The sequence below is a fragment of the Vibrio sp. 1167 genome, assembly GCF_033340375.1.
Taxonomy (GTDB): domain Bacteria; phylum Pseudomonadota; class Gammaproteobacteria; order Enterobacterales; family Vibrionaceae; genus Vibrio; species Vibrio alginolyticus.
On sequence record NZ_JAWOWK010000005.1, the window covers coordinates 460,580 to 476,504 of the forward strand.

The following is a 15,925-nucleotide window of genomic DNA, read 5'->3' on the forward strand; positions in this document are numbered from 1 at the left end:
AACGAAAATTATTTCGCGCCACGAGAAGCACGCTTACGGTCGCTTTCCGTTAGGAACTTCTTACGGATACGGATGCTTTCAGGCGTTACTTCTACTAGCTCGTCGTCATCGATGAATTCTAGTGCTTGCTCAAGAGTCATCTTGATAGGCGGAGTAAGAACCTGTGCGTCATCGGTACCAGATGCACGAACGTTGGTTAGCTGCTTACCTTTCAGTGCGTTTACCGTTAGGTCGTTGTCACGGCTGTGAATACCGATAACCATACCTTCGTAAACTTCAACACCGTGACCGATAAATAGACGACCACGCTCTTGAAGGTTGAACAGTGCGTTAGTTAGCGCTTTACCCATCGCGTTCGCGATTAGTACACCGTTTACACGTTGACCGATGTTACCGCCTTTGTGAGGGCCGTAGTGATCAAACGTATGGTAAAGAAGACCTGAACCTGAAGTCAGTGTCATGAATTCCGTTTGGAAACCGATCAGACCACGTGATGGCATAACGAAGTCCATACGCACACGACCTTTACCGTCTGGAGACATGTCTTTCAGCTCACCTTTACGTAGGCCGATGTTCTCCATGATGCCGCCTTGGTGCTCTTCCATTACGTCGATCGTTACAGTCTCGAACGGTTCCATCAACTGACCATCTTCTTCTTTGATGATTACTTCTGGACGAGATACCGCAAGCTCGAAGCCTTCACGACGCATGTTTTCGATCAGGATAGAAAGGTGAAGTTCACCACGACCTGATACGCGGAATTTATCTGGATCGTCTGTTTGCTCAACGCGTAGTGCAACGTTGTGTACCAGTTCCTTCTCAAGACGCTCAAGGATGTTACGTGACGTTACGAACTTACCTTCTTTACCCGCGAATGGGGACGTGTTTACTTGGAACGTCATCGTTACTGTTGGTTCATCAACAGACAATGGTGGTAATGCTTCTACTGCGTTTTGTGCACAGATAGTGTCAGAAATTTTCAGCTCGCCAAGACCAGTGATTGCGATGATATCACCCGCGTTAGCTTGTTCCACTTCGTGACGCTCTAGGCCAAGGTAGCCCATTACTGTACCCACTTTACCGTTGCGAGTTTTACCGTCAGCACCAATAATGGTTACCTGCTGGTTTGGTTTAACGCTACCACGAGTTACGCGAGCCACGCCGATAACACCAACGTAAGAGCTGTAGTCTAGCTGAGAAACTTGCATCTGTAGTGGACCATCAAGGTCAACATTTGGCGCGTCAACAACATCAACGATAGTTTGGAATAGTGGTTCCATGTTCTCGCCAGTTTCGCCTTCTTCTAGAGAAGCCCAACCGTTAAGTGCTGATGCGTAAACTACTTTAAAGTCTAGCTGGTCATCAGTTGCACCTAGGTTGTCGAACAGGTCGAACACTTGGTCCATAACCCAATCAGGACGTGCGCCAGGGCGGTCAATCTTGTTGATTACAACGATTGGTTTTAGACCGTGAGCAAACGCTTTTTGTGTTACGAAACGCGTTTGAGGCATTGGACCATCAACTGCGTCAACGATAAGTAGTACAGAGTCTACCATCGACATGATACGCTCAACTTCACCACCGAAGTCCGCGTGTCCCGGAGTATCTACGATGTTGATACGGTAATCGTTCCAGTCGATTGCTGTGTTTTTAGCAAGAATGGTAATACCGCGCTCTTTCTCGATGTCGTTCGAGTCCATGACTCGCTCTTCAGCTTCACCGCGAGACTCAAGCGTGCCTGATTGTTGTAGCAGCTTGTCAACCAACGTGGTTTTACCGTGGTCAACGTGCGCGATGATCGCGATATTTCTTAATTTATCAATCTGTGGAGTAGCCATGGATATTGATTCACTTAGATAGATGAAATGCCCCCACGCTGAGAACGGGTGCTCTCTGGCGACATTTGCTGATTAAAAAAACGGCCATAATGTACCAGATTTTAGCAAAAAGCCTAGAAATATGTGATCTACTCCCGAGCATTTCTGCGATTTTTACGCTTAATGCCCATTTTCTTCCTCAGAACGAATTGATTAAACGCAACTTTATTCCAATCGATGCATAATTCAAATTGACTCTTGCTCAAAAACTGGGCTGAATACGCAATGTACCTGTCACATTATGGTGCAACAATGATTTTTGGCACCATAATAGTGCAAGCAAAGATCATTTTGGTGCAAGCAAGTGCACCAAACTAGCATTCAAAAACACAATTGCTTGAAATTAATGGAATATTTTTTTTGGCACGGTTTTGGCTTTAGTTAAAACAGCATCGATTAATGAAAAGTCAAATTGATTAATCAATGCCAGGTTTCATGAATAATTCATAAATCGAGCTTTTACCGCTTATTAACACTGGAGGTTATCCAAGATGTCAGTAGAAAACGTTCTATCGCTGATCCAAGAAAACGAAGTTAAGTTTGTTGACCTACGCTTCACTGATACAAAAGGTAAAGAGCAGCACATTTCGATCCCTGCTCACCAAATCGACGCAGACTTCTTCGAAGAAGGTAAAATGTTCGATGGTTCATCAGTTGCTGGCTGGAAAGGTATCAACGAATCAGACATGGTAATGATGCCTGACGCATCTTCTGCTGTGCTTGACCCATTCACGGAAGACGCAACACTAAATATCCGTTGTGACATCTTAGAGCCTGCAACAATGCAAGGCTACGACCGTGACCCACGCTCTATCGCAAAACGCGCTGAAGACTTCATGCGTTCTACTGGTGTTGCAGATACTGTACTTATCGGTCCTGAGCCAGAATTCTTCCTATTTGATGACGTGAAGTTCTCGACAGACATGTCAGGCTCTTTCTTCAAGATCGACGACGTAGAAGCGGCATGGAACACAGGTTCTGACTACGAAGAAGGTAACAAAGGTCACCGTCCAGGCGTTAAAGGTGGTTACTTCCCAGTAGCTCCAGTAGATTCATCTCAAGACATCCGTTCTGCTATGTGTCTAGTAATGGAAGAAATGGGTCTTGTTGTTGAAGCGCACCACCACGAAGTGGCAACGGCGGGTCAAAACGAAATCGCAACTCGTTTCAACACGCTAACAACCAAAGCTGACGAAATCCAAATCTACAAGTACGTTGTACACAACGTTGCTCACGCGTTTGGTAAAACAGCGACGTTTATGCCTAAACCACTTGTTGGCGACAACGGCAGCGGTATGCACGTTCACCAGTCTCTAGCAAAAGATGGCGTAAACCTATTTGCTGGTGACAAGTACGGCGGTCTATCTGAAATGGCGCTTTACTACATCGGTGGTATCATCAAACACGCTCGTGCAATCAACGCATTCGCTAACCCATCAACAAACTCGTACAAACGTCTTGTACCAGGCTTCGAAGCACCAGTAATGCTAGCTTACTCAGCGCGTAACCGCTCTGCTTCAATCCGTATCCCAGTGGTACCAAGCCCGAAAGCACGTCGTATCGAAGTTCGTTTCGGTGACCCAGCGGCGAACCCATACCTATGTTTCGCAGCAATGCTTATGGCTGGTCTTGACGGTATCAAGAATAAGATCCACCCAGGCGAAGCGATGGATAAAGACCTTTACGATCTTCCAGCTGAAGAAGCAGCAGAAATCCCAACTGTTGCATACTCACTAAAAGACGCGCTAGCAGAGCTAGATGCTGATCGTGAGTTCTTAACAGCGGGCGGCGTATTCTCTGACGACTTCATCGATTCATACATCGACCTTAAGTCTCAGGACGTAGAACGTGTGAACATGACAACTCACCCTGTTGAGTTCGAACTTTACTACTCTGTGTAAGGTCGACACTGTGTAAAATGTAAACACAGCAATAAAATATTAGGCTCGCCTCGCAGGCGGGCCTTTTTTGTATTCGCCAGTCAAGCTTCGACGTTTAACATGAGGGGATAATAAAAATACACTTAGAATTTTTCCTTACAGGTCAAAGAGCTAAGCCATTAAAACGTGAAATCATCGAACAAGAGAAGGTGAGCAATGAAAGTTCAGCTTATTCCATCACTGTGTGCCCTCAGCGGATTGTTAATCGCCTCTATCGCCTTCGCGCAGGTCGCGTATACGTGGGTAGATGAAAATGGCGTGGTTCACTTTAGTGATACGCCAAACAAAGGAGCAAAAGCGATCGCACTGCCAAACCTTGAAGCCAGCGCACCAGCTCCTGAGGTAGAAAGTACTGAATCGCTCGCACCTCAGACTACGCCATCTACTGCATCACAAAACAAGCCAGATAAAACAACCGAGAAACCTCTCCCATTACAACTCTCGATGCTGACTCCCAAGCACAACGAGACCATCCGCAGTAATCGAGGCATCATCAATATTCAATTAGAAACCAATCGCAAGCTTGGTATCGGTGAGCAATTGCAATTGTTACTCGATGGAAAACCTTATGGTGCACCACAAAACCATATAGTGTGGCAGTTAAACAATATTGACCGAGGCACTCACACACTTGCTGTGCACGCGAAAAGAAGCGGCAAGCTTATTGCATCTACTAGCCCTATAACGGTGCATTTACATAGAGCAAGTGTTAAGCCGACCGTAAAAGGGGCAAAATAGAATATCTGGTGAAAAAAATCACATCACAGCGATGCTTTTCACTTTTTCTTCTAAGATTTATTCGCCATACTTAACGTTCAATTGCACCATTATTGTGCATCGCACAATCTTAAAGCAAAACAAGGACGTAATGTGGATACCAGTCTTCCTAGTGCCATTCTCAACAATATGGTGACAGCAACGCTGATTCTTGATGATGGATTGGCCATCCGTTATGCCAATCCGGCTGCCGAATTGCTGTTTTCTCAAAGCGCCAAACGAATTATTGAACAATCACTTTCTCAATTGATTCAGCATGCGTCGCTGGATCTCGCGCTGCTCACTCAACCGTTGCAAAGTGGCCAAAGCATCACCGACAGTGACGTCACTTTCGTTGTTGATGGCCGCCCTTTAATGCTAGAGGTGACGGTTAGCCCTATCACTTGGCAAAAGCAGTTAATGCTTCTGGTCGAGATGCGCAAAATTGATCAGCAGCGCCGACTCTCTCAAGAACTGAACCAACACGCCCAACAACAAGCGGCGAAGCTGTTAGTCCGAGGGCTTGCACATGAGATCAAAAATCCGCTTGGCGGCTTACGCGGTGCGGCGCAATTGTTAGAAAAAATGCTGCCAGAGCCCTCTCTCACCGAATATACACACATCATCATTGAGCAAGCAGACCGTTTAAGGGCGCTCGTGGATCGATTACTAGGACCTCAGAAGCCAGGTAAGAAGACACAAGAGAATCTGCACCAAATTCTTGAAAAGGTTCGCCAACTGGTTGAATTAGAGTCACAACGCTCAATCATCATTGAACGAGATTATGACCCAAGCTTGCCAGAGATTTTGATGGATACAGACCAAATCGAGCAGGCAATGCTTAATATCGTCAGCAACGCCGCACAAATTCTTAGCCATCAAGAACACGGGAAAATAACCATTCGCACCAGAACGGTGCATCAAGCCAATATTCACGGCAAACGCTGTAAACTCGCTGCTCGTGTCGAAATCACAGACAACGGCCCAGGTATTCCACCGGAACTACAAGACACGCTGTTCTATCCCATGGTCAGTGGCCGCGAGGGAGGAACTGGATTAGGGCTATCTATTTCGCAAAATTTGATCGACCAGCACAATGGAAAAATAGACGTAGAAAGCTGGCCTGGTCACACAACATTTACTATTTATCTGCCGATCTGAGTGCGCTAATGGACTTCAAGTCGCGTCAGTTTTTCGGTTTGCTGCAAGGATTACTACATGAGTAAAGGATATGTTTGGGTCGTTGATGACGACAGTTCAATTCGCTGGGTAATGGAGAAAACGCTCTCCTCTGCCAACATCAAATGTGAAACCTATGCCGATGGAGAAAGCGTGTTAATGGCGCTCGAACGCGAAGTGCCGGATGTTCTAGTATCAGACATTCGCATGCCAGGTATTGATGGGTTGGAGCTACTAAAGCAAGTACAGCGCGATTACCCAGACCTTCCCGTGATTATCATGACCGCGCATTCAGATTTAGATGCGGCAGTGAATGCGTACCAAAAAGGTGCTTTTGAATATTTACCAAAACCTTTTGATATTGATGAAACTTTAACTCTGGTTGAACGAGCCATTGCACACAGCCACGAACACAAACGCGAGCAGCTCTCTCCAGAAGACATTCCAGCAGAAACGCCTGAAATTATCGGTGAAGCACCAGCGATGCAAGAGGTGTTTCGCGCCATTGGTCGTCTTTCTCGCTCCTCTATTTCAGTCTTGATTAACGGTGAATCGGGCACGGGTAAAGAACTCGTTGCTCATGCACTGCACCGTCACAGTCCACGTGCTAACAAACCTTTCATTGCGCTCAATATGGCGGCGATTCCCAAAGACTTGATTGAATCGGAACTGTTTGGCCACGAAAAAGGCGCGTTTACGGGGGCAAACAATGTTCGTCAAGGACGATTCGAACAAGCCAATGGCGGCACTCTATTTTTAGACGAAATCGGCGACATGCCATTGGACATTCAAACTCGTTTACTACGCGTTCTAGCTGACGGGCAGTTTTATCGAGTGGGCGGTCACTCTCCGATCAGTGTCGATGTACGAATTGTCGCGGCAACACACCAGAACTTAGAAAAGCTGGTGCACGAAGGTGACTTCCGTGAGGACCTATTTCATCGCTTAAACGTGATTCGCGTTCAGATCCCGGCACTGCGTGAGCGTAAGCAAGACATTGAAAAGCTTACACAGCATTTTCTTATCCGTGCGGCTGATGAGCTTGGTGTGGAAACAAAAACTCTCCACCCGTCGACCGTGGAGATTCTTAACCGCCTTGATTGGCCTGGCAACGTTCGTCAATTAGAGAATATTTGCCGTTGGTTAACCGTTATGGCCAGTGGTAGCGAAGTGTTACCAAATGACTTGCCAAGCGAACTACTCGAAGAGAAAAAATCCATTTCAGACTCTGCACATGGTAGTTGGCAAGAACAATTGGCGGATTGGGCACGGCATTCACTCGCAGCAGGAGATAAAGAACTACTTTCTTACGCTTTACCAGAATTTGAACGCATTTTATTAGAAGCAGCCTTAGAGCACACTAAAGGTCATAAGCAAGATGCCGCTAAAGTATTAGGCTGGGGGCGAAATACACTCACCAGAAAATTAAAAGAATTGTACTGACAATCACTTACGTGGTGCGTTAACAACGAGCGTCGTTTGTCACTCGATATTAATAAAAACATCAGTACAATTGTGGCGCACCACCATCTATGTGATTAGGCGATGTCTACTGCTACGACTCAAATTACACTGCGTACTGCTGTTCTGATTCCATTTGTCATGATCTTCTTACTGGCGATCGGTGTCATTGTCTACGTCCAAAAACAAAGTTACGAAGAAGTGGTCACGGATATCAGTGACAAGCAACTTTCCGTGTTAACCGAAAGCGTCCACGACCACCTCAATAGCTATCTACGTAAGCCTTTTACTGCGGTTATGGCTCTCGCGCACAACGTCAGCTATCACAACCTTTATCGCCCTCACGATACCTCAGACATTCAAAACTACCTGCTGAGTGCATTCAAAAATCTTTACCAATCGATACCGCAGTTGGATGTAATCGCATTTGGTTCAGAAAACGGCGACTTTGCAGGCTTTCGCCGCGAGCTTTCCGACGATTACACCTTAATGGTGCAAGATCGCCACACCGATGGTGATCTGGTTATTTATGGAACCAACCATGTGAGTAACAACATTCGAACGGTTATCTCCCAATACGATCCTCGCACTCGCCCATGGTATAAGCCCGTTGCAGATAGCCAAAACGCCACTTGGTCTGAAATTTATACCAACGCTGATGAACGCCAGGATATTACGCTATCAGCCATGACGCCGGTGTACAAACACGACCAATTTGCTGGTGTTTTGGTGACAGACATTCGTATCAATACATTCAACGAGTTCCTGCGCGAGTTAAAATACAACACTAAAGCGTCGGTCTACATCATGGACCCAGATCATCGTTTAATCGCTCACTCAGGCCCGGGAAGCGTCATCTCATGGGGCACAAAATTTTCGGATAAAGGGCAGCGTTTGCTTGCCGCTGAAAACGCAGACCCGATCATCAAAATCAGTGCGAGCCGCGTCCGGTCTTTCGATCTCAACAACACCAAGCAACCTTATACTTTTTCATTTGAACATGATGGCCAACGTATTTTCAGTCGGCTAACCCCGTATCGAGACCAAGATGGCTTAACATGGTTTATTGGCACCTCCATTTCGGAGTCCGAGCTTCTCGGCCTGTTACCGAAAAGCCAGCAAGAGAGTTGGCTCGTTGGCATTATTGTAAGCCTATTTGGGATCGCCATCAGTTGGATCATTTTCAACCGAGTTACTAGACCAATTAACGCGACGGCCGCCGCCGCTCAGCACCTGGCAAATGGGGATTGGGATAGCGGCATGCCAAAGCCTGGTTATGTATATGAGACAACCGTACTGGTTCATGCTTTTAATGAAATGGCGAACAATCTAAGAGCGTCATTCAAAGCATTGCGTGAACAGTTGGTTTATGACTCTCTGACACGCTTATATAGTCGTCAGGGTTTGGTCGAAATCTGTGAAAATCAGTCTCATCTTTGTCACGGCAGTTTATTTTTACTTGGCATCAACAAATTTAGAGATATCAACGACAGTGTGGGTCATCACAACGGCGACCAGTTGTTGGTCAGCATCGCTAAAAGGTTAAAACAGCAGTTTCGTGACAACGCATTATTGGCTCGGATTGGTGGTGACGAATTCGCGGTGTTTCTCTCAAATGTCGACACGGAAACCAAAATTAAACAAACCGAGCGTCGATTACAGCAACTCTTTTCCACCCCATTTATGGTGGAAGGCGAGAATGTAGTGATGAAGATTTCACTTGGTATTGTACAAACCCAGCCAAACGAAACCATGCCTTTATGGTTACGCAACGCCAGCATCGCATTAAGTTACGCCAAACAAGACTCACTGACTGGTGTTTGTCACTACAGCCCAGAACTAGCGAGCGCTTCAAAGTTTCGTACACAAATGCTGACCAAGATCCAAACTGGCATTGAAAACCGAGAGTTTATTCCTCATTACCAACCGATTGTGGATCTCGACAGTGGCACAGTGTGTGGCGCCGAAGCACTTGCGCGTTGGCATAGCGACTCAGGTATGGTGTCACCATTAGATTTTATCCCAATCGCGGAAGAAAGCGGCATGATCAAAGCCATCGGCCAACAGATTCTGTTACAAGCTTGTCGCGACACTTACCAAGCGATCGAAAGCAAACAGTGGCCGTCGGACTTCCAACTGCATGTGAATATCTCCGTTAATCAACTATCTTGCCCAAGTTTTGTTGATACGGTGACAAGCGTATTGGATATCACGAAATTACCAGCAAGTAACCTCACACTAGAGATCACAGAATCACGCATCATTGATAGCGCACCGACCACACTAGAAAACATGACTAAACTGCGTGAAATGGGTATTGGTATCGCGATAGATGACTTTGGCACCGGCTACTCATCACTGGGTTACCTCCACTCTCTGCCGTTTACCTGCTTGAAGATTGATCGCACCTTCATCAATCAACTCACACAAGAAAACTTAAACAGTTCAGTCGTCGCTGCCGTCATCAATATCACAGCAGGTCTCAAAACTAATGTCGTCGCGGAAGGTGTCGAGGATAGCAATCAAGCACAATTACTGCGCTCTTTAGGCTGTAATCAGGTGCAAGGCTTCTACTACAGCCGCCCTATGCCACTAGAAGAATGGCCAACACATTTGGTGAACATGAAGTAGAAAAGAGCGAGAATCGTTGATTTCCTAGTCATCCTCTACTGACAATCTACCCAACTGTTATTTATACTTAACTGCAAATCTTACCCATGTATTGTCACAGATGATGTTTGGGCCCTGTTCCAGTTCATAACTATCCGGATCGACAAAATGATAACGAAGAACCTTCCTCTTACTGATTTGCACCGTCACCTCGACGGTAACATTCGTACTAAAACGATTCTTGAGCTAGGCCAAAAGTTTGGCATTGCCCTACCAGCGTACGATATTGAGTCTCTCACTCCTCACGTTCAAATTGTCGAAGCGGAACCCTCTCTTGTTGCTTTCCTTTCTAAGCTCGACTGGGGTGTTGCTGTACTGGGCGATCTAGATGCATGTCGTCGTGTCGCGTACGAAAACGTAGAAGACGCGCTAAACGCGCAAATCGATTACGCTGAGCTGCGTTTCTCTCCTTACTACATGGCGATGAAACACAAGCTACCAGTAGCGGGGGTTGTTGAAGCCGTCGTGGACGGTGTGCAAGCAGGTATGCGCGATTTTGGCGTGAAAGCCAACCTGATCGGTATCATGAGTCGCACATTTGGCACTGACGCATGTCAACAAGAACTGGACGGCATTCTGAGCCAGAAAGATCACATCGTTGCCGTCGACCTTGCGGGTGACGAGCTAGGCCAACCGGGTGATCGTTTTGTGTCTCACTTCAAGCAAGTACGCGATGCTGGCCTTGGGGTAACGGTCCATGCTGGTGAAGCAGCAGGTGCAGAGAGCATGTGGCAAGCAATCAATGAGCTGGGCGCAACTCGTATCGGTCACGGCGTAAAAGCGATTCACGATCCAAAACTGATGGATTACCTAGCAGAAAACCGCATTGGTATTGAATCTTGCCTGACGTCAAACTACCAAACAAGTACGGTAGAAACGCTAGAAAACCACCCTCTCAAGCAGTTCCTAGAGCATGGCGTTCTTGCGTGTTTGAACACTGACGATCCAGCGGTTGAAGGCATCGAACTGCCATACGAATACGAAGTAGCGGCACCAGCCGCTGGCCTGAGCCAAGACCAGATTCGCCAAGCGCAAATCAATGGCCTTGAGATTGCGTTCCTTTCAGAAGCAGAAAAATCGGAACTGAGAGAAAAAGTAAAAGATCGCGCTTAAATCCAGCGAAAACATAAAAAAATGCCAGCATCTGCTGGCATTTTTTATATCTTGAATCTGTATCTCTGATTAAATAACACGAGAGAACTGTTGCTGACGTGCCTTTGCTCGTAGGTATTTATCGAAGCTCATACAAATATTACGGATCAACAAACGACCTCGCAGCGTCACACGAATTTCATTATCATCCACTTCCACCAGCTCATCGTTAATAAAGGTCTGAAGTAGCTGCAAATCTTCTTTAAAGTACTGTTCAAACCTCACTTTAAACTCAGACTCAATGGCTTTCTTGTCTAACTTGAAGTTACAAATCAGCTGCTTAATCACTTCGCGACGGAGCAAATCATCAGAGTCCAGCGAGACCCCTTTCCATAGAGCGTGACGAAGTTCGTTGACTTGAGCGTAGTATTTCTTCAGCTCTTTCTGGTTTTGCGCGTACGCATCGCCGATCATCGAGATTGCAGAAACACCAAAGCCAACCAAGTCACATTCACCTTGTGTGGTGTAGCCTTGGAAATTGCGATGCAAAATACCTTCGCGCTGGGCAACAGCAAGTTCATCGTCCGGCAAAGCAAAGTGGTCCATACCGATAAATTGGTAGCCAGCACCAGTCAGTGTCGCGATGGTGTCTTGCAGAATCGCCATCTTCTCCTCTGCTTTTGGCAGGTCTTCGTCTTTAATCTTACGCTGCGCTGCAAATAGCTGTGGCATGTGCGCGTAGTTAAACACGGATAGACGGCCCGGCTGCATCTCTAGCACTTGTTCTAGAGTCTTGGCAAAAGATTCTTTGGTCTGCTTCGGTAAACCGTAAATCAAATCTAGGTTCGTCGAACGAAAGCCTAACTCTTTTGCGCGCGCAACCATCGCAACGATGAACTCTTCATCTTGCTCACGATTCACCAGTTTTTGCACTTCTTTGTTGAAGTCCTGCACACCGATGCTCAAGCGATTGAAGCCTTCACTACGCAGATGATCCAGCATGGTCAGCTCGATTTCACGCGGGTCAACCTCGATACTGATTTCAGCATCGCTACTAAAAGTAAACTCTTGGCGTAGCAGGCTCATTACACGCGTGATTTGCTTTTCAGAGAGAAACGTCGGTGTACCACCACCAAAATGCAATTGCGTCACGGTGCGACCCACAAGTAATGCAGCACGTTGACGAATTTCGTGTTCAAGCACGTCGAGGTATTCATCCGCTTTGTGCGAGTGGCGCGTAATGACTTTATTACATCCACAGTAGTAACAAAGCTTGTGACAGAACGGAATGTGTACGTACAGCGATAATGGGCGTTCTGGGTATTGAGTGCATGCCATATCATAATCAGAAATGGTGAACGCTTCATGAAACTCCAGCGCCGTTGGGTACGACGTATAACGAGGCCCGGAATAGTTGTACTTATCCAATACCGCTTGATCCCAGACGATTTGCTGTTTCGATTCAGTGTGTTGATTCGACATGGTGGTACTTTCCGTTAAATGCTAGGGCAACGAAAGCCGTCACCCGATATTCAGAGCCGCTATTTTGCCATACGACGATGACAAGCGTGGCAACGCCGACTGGCTTTTTAAGTATAAAACTAAAGAAGTGCTAGCGTGATCACGATACCCCCATTAGCCATAAGGAGACTATTGGAGGTCGCGCTTAAATCATCTGAATATTGATTTGATTATTCAGTGGCTGGACGTTTTTCTGCAACACTTTGAGCTCCTCAATAATCGCATCAGTGAGGCGGCTTTCCGCTTTATGACGCGTCAAGTTCTGTTGCATACGCTCTTTCTTGGCAAGTTGTTGGCGTTCTTCGCCACGCGCCATATCTTTCACGATGTGGTAAAGCTCAGAAATCGCAGGGTACGTTTTATCGAAATCAACGCGGTCTTCACCTTGTACATAATCCATGATGTTATACACACGGATACTGATTTCAGATAAATCGCACTGGCCTTGAATGCCCGCCTGACACAAGGTATGCACATTCTCAAAAATGTTGGCGTTACGTTTGTCTATCGCCAATTTTTGATGCTTCAGCTGCAATTCCTTTTGCTTTTTCAACTGAAGCAGAAGGTAACCTGCATAAGAAGCGAGTGCGATGATAATCACAACACCAGCAATAGCTAATAAGGTTACATTCATAGCTTAATTATCCTTTATAGTCGTCGAAATTAATGTCGTCGAAATCTGCCAGCAAGTCATCATCGTTGCGCGTGCTTTTCTTAGCAGGTGCAGTGAAATCTTCCTCTTCTTCAGGTTCCAACAAGCCTAGTTGGTCCATTAGCTTCTCAATGCGATCGAGTTTCTCATCGACGAATTTCTGTAGACCTGTGCCCAGGTTTTCACCCGCTTCAATACGGTCTAGCAACACGTTCAATTGCGCGTCATTTTCTAGCATCTCTAGTTCTTGCTCTGCCGACAAACGACGCTCTTGCTTCGTCATTTTCTTCGCAGGTTCAACAATCAGAGGTATTTTCTTTTTGCTGCCTAAGCGCGGGTCGCGATTTTGTGCAGCAGCTTGCTTTTTCTGCTCGTTAACTTCTGAGTTACGGTTACCCGTTTTCAGACCTTTACGCTTTTTAGCACGCTTGCGTAAGCGGCCTTCCACATCAGATTCTGTACGGTTACGAGTTACAACAAACTCAGGTGCACCAGCGGCACCCGGTTTTCTAGATTTTTTACTACGGCTCATTACTGGGGTTTCCTCAGTAAAATTACATCATTACCAATAAATTCGAGTTCGAGCTTATCCCGCTCTGCTAGGAACTGGAACGTGTCACGACTAAAGAACACTACGTGAGTGAGATCGTTCTTATAATGCCATGATTTGAAAGCCTCCACGTCGATGACCATTTTCGTCATCAGGCCTATCCAGCCCCCTGGCTTAACTAAATTCAACCATTGCTTCCACACCAAATCTGGGTGGTAGAGGTGCTCTATCACCTCTGTTGCTGTCATGAAGTCGTACGTTTTTTCTAAAACCGACGTATCAGGGTGGTAGTAGAGATCGTACAACGCCATGTTGTGCCCCGCCTCTTCCAGCATCAAGGAGAGCGTTGGGCCAGGACCACAACCAAAGTCAATACCATTTGATTGTGGAGAAATTCGCTCTGTGATCGGGTCAGCAATACGCGACAAAAAGCGTCGGTAACCCAAATCATCGGGGTTGTTCTCATGCAAATCATAGTGAGCTTTTTCGCTTTCCGCATCCAAACGTTGGTCTGGATTTACGAATACCAAGCTGCACTGCTCACATTGAAGATATTCACGACGCTTATCTTCAAAATAATGGTGAGTGCGCTGATTTTGGCATAAAGGACAGGTATGCATGCTGACTTCCTCAAACAGGGATGCGAAACATACCAGAAAGTGAACTCGGATTGGAGTGTTGTTGAGTATTTTTTCAGCAATTTTTGTTAAAAAACTTTGTTTACAACCTATAAAGCTAAATAAGTGCAGTAATATCAATTCAAGTTACGACTGAGCAAGTCAACGGATATAAAAAAAGCGACAGTCAGACTGTCGCTTTCTAAGTGCCATCAATTGGCGAAACTGTGTTGCACACATTTGGTGCACCAATGATCCCTTTGTTTTTAGAGCTTTCCCTGCCAAAAAGAGTTGTTTTTCATCTTCCTGATGAATTTTGGCTATCCGTTTACTTCCTGTCTACTGAGCAACTTCCTGTGCCTGATCCGTTTCACTGTCTTAACCGTCAGACGAGATGACCATCCTTATCTGATAGGCTCCCTACCTATCTAAATCCCTTTCTAAATCACCAAGCATCCGAGCTACATCCTTGGAGACCTAAACCGTGGTCTTAAATCCTTACATTCACCCCCTGTGAACGACTTCTACTTTACGCCATCCCGTTATACTCACAAGTAATGGGTTGAAAAAAAATCCGCCTATTTTTCTAAAAAATCAAAATTATCATTTAATCAAAAACTTAAAAACACTAACAAGAAAAAGTCAACATCAAGTATGGCAAATGTCTCACAAACTGCCGAGCCAACTATCGCTTTCGTATCCACACTCGACTGTGATATCTATCACGAACAAAAATGCCCTAGTGGATTTACTAGGGCATTTTTGTACAAGTTGCTCGAACGATGTAGGGACATCTACCCAACCAGCTCAAGATGCAGGATCTTGAGCGATTTAGGTATATTAGTGCAGACCGCCAACGTATTTAGACAGCACTTCGATATCTTCGTCTGTCATTTTCTTCGCGATGTCGCGCATCATGGCATTCATATCATTACCACGGTCGCCATCACGGAATTTTTCTAGCTGAGCTTTGATGTAGTCAGCATGCTGACCAGAAATTTTCGGGAAACCTGAAAGCTCAGTACCATTGCCACGAGGACCATGACATGCAATACATGCGGTTAGGCCACGCTCGGCATCACCAGCGGTATAAAGCGTTTTGCCTTTTGCTACTACATCTTCAGGTGTTGAGTTTTCTGAAACTGGTAGCGAAGCGTAGTAAGCAGATAGGTCTGCGATATCTTCATCGCTCAGTGGCATTGCCATACCACTCATTACAGGATCGTAACGACCTTGTTTACCACCACTTGTCATGCCTAGCTTAAGTTCTTTTAACTGCTTCTCAAGATACTTAGCGTGTTGGCCTGCGAGTTTCGGGTACGTTGTTATTGCACTGTTGCCATCTGCTCCGTGACAGGCGACACAGGTTTGTGATTTTGCTTTACCAGCCTCAATATTACCTTGGGCCCATACTGAGCAACTGGCTAAAAGACTCAAAATTAGCGCTAATTTCTTCATGACATTCCATTATAATTATCAAGCTTCCAGTACCACGGAATGTGAACATACCGCGTACACTCATGGTACAATAGGCGACCTTATGCCGAGCACGGTTATTTTACACATTTTCACAAAAAAGTAATCAATCGACTACACAAAGTCGAGATGGA

12 protein-coding genes are annotated in these 15,925 nt (G+C 45.9%); 6 read left to right on the forward strand and 6 right to left on the reverse strand.

Annotated features, from left to right (window positions below; translation table 11 throughout):
- Positions 1 to 8 precede the first annotated feature (8 nt).
- Positions 9 to 1,838, reverse strand: coding sequence for a translational GTPase TypA (gene typA, locus R7Z78_RS14165; protein WP_005379276.1), 1,830 nt, complete (start codon positions 1,836 to 1,838; stop codon positions 9 to 11).
- 530 nt (positions 1,839 to 2,368) lie between these two features.
- Between typA and glnA the strand changes: the two genes are divergently transcribed.
- The 6 genes from glnA (at position 2,369) to add (ending at position 10,996) form a co-directional block, all read left to right on the forward strand.
- Complete coding sequence (gene glnA / locus R7Z78_RS14170; protein WP_005379275.1) at positions 2,369 to 3,778, forward strand: glutamate--ammonia ligase; 1,410 nt, start codon at positions 2,369 to 2,371, stop codon at positions 3,776 to 3,778.
- A 195-nt stretch (positions 3,779 to 3,973) separates the two neighbouring features.
- Positions 3,974 to 4,555 carry a DUF4124 domain-containing protein gene (locus R7Z78_RS14175; RefSeq protein WP_130544867.1) on the forward strand — a complete coding sequence of 194 codons (582 nt, stop codon included), beginning with the start codon at positions 3,974 to 3,976 and terminating at the stop codon, positions 4,553 to 4,555.
- A gap of 132 nt (positions 4,556 to 4,687) precedes the next feature.
- The gene (gene glnL / locus R7Z78_RS14180; RefSeq protein ID WP_017821940.1) at positions 4,688 to 5,734 is read left to right on the forward strand and encodes a nitrogen regulation protein NR(II); all 1,047 of its coding nucleotides are present in this window, start codon (positions 4,688 to 4,690) and stop codon (positions 5,732 to 5,734) included.
- A 57-nt stretch (positions 5,735 to 5,791) separates the two neighbouring features.
- Positions 5,792 to 7,195, forward strand: coding sequence for a nitrogen regulation protein NR(I) (gene glnG, locus R7Z78_RS14185; protein ID WP_005382967.1), 1,404 nt, complete (start codon positions 5,792 to 5,794; stop codon positions 7,193 to 7,195).
- A 102-nt stretch (positions 7,196 to 7,297) separates the two neighbouring features.
- Complete coding sequence (locus R7Z78_RS14190) at positions 7,298 to 9,844, forward strand: EAL domain-containing protein (RefSeq protein WP_085569733.1); 2,547 nt, start codon at positions 7,298 to 7,300, stop codon at positions 9,842 to 9,844.
- A 147-nt stretch (positions 9,845 to 9,991) separates the two neighbouring features.
- Entirely contained in the window at positions 9,992 to 10,996 is a 1,005-nt protein-coding gene (gene add / locus R7Z78_RS14195) for an adenosine deaminase (protein WP_005382965.1), read from the forward strand.
- 69 nt (positions 10,997 to 11,065) lie between these two features.
- Here add and hemN read toward each other — a convergent pair whose 3' ends face one another.
- The 5 genes from hemN to R7Z78_RS14220 all read right to left on the reverse strand — a co-directional run bounded on the left by hemN (position 11,066) and on the right by R7Z78_RS14220 (position 15,773).
- Entirely contained in the window at positions 11,066 to 12,457 is a 1,392-nt protein-coding gene (hemN, locus tag R7Z78_RS14200) for an oxygen-independent coproporphyrinogen III oxidase (RefSeq protein ID WP_025768296.1), read from the reverse strand.
- Between the two features lie 184 nt (positions 12,458 to 12,641).
- A complete protein-coding gene (locus R7Z78_RS14205) occupies positions 12,642 to 13,130 on the reverse strand; it encodes a DUF2489 domain-containing protein (RefSeq protein ID WP_005379254.1) in 489 nt (162 codons plus the stop codon).
- A 7-nt stretch (positions 13,131 to 13,137) separates the two neighbouring features.
- On the reverse strand, positions 13,138 to 13,680 hold the full coding sequence (gene yihI / locus R7Z78_RS14210) for a Der GTPase-activating protein YihI (protein ID WP_025768295.1): 543 nt from the start codon (positions 13,678 to 13,680) through the stop codon (positions 13,138 to 13,140).
- Positions 13,680 to 14,318: a class I SAM-dependent methyltransferase gene (locus tag R7Z78_RS14215; protein WP_005379250.1), complete on the reverse strand. Its 639-nt coding sequence runs from the start codon at positions 14,316 to 14,318 to the stop codon at positions 13,680 to 13,682. The genes yihI and R7Z78_RS14215 overlap by 1 nt, the downstream gene beginning before the upstream one ends.
- 837 nt (positions 14,319 to 15,155) lie before the next feature.
- On the reverse strand, positions 15,156 to 15,773 hold the full coding sequence (locus R7Z78_RS14220) for a c-type cytochrome (RefSeq protein ID WP_005379248.1): 618 nt from the start codon (positions 15,771 to 15,773) through the stop codon (positions 15,156 to 15,158).
- Positions 15,774 to 15,925 lie beyond the last annotated feature (152 nt).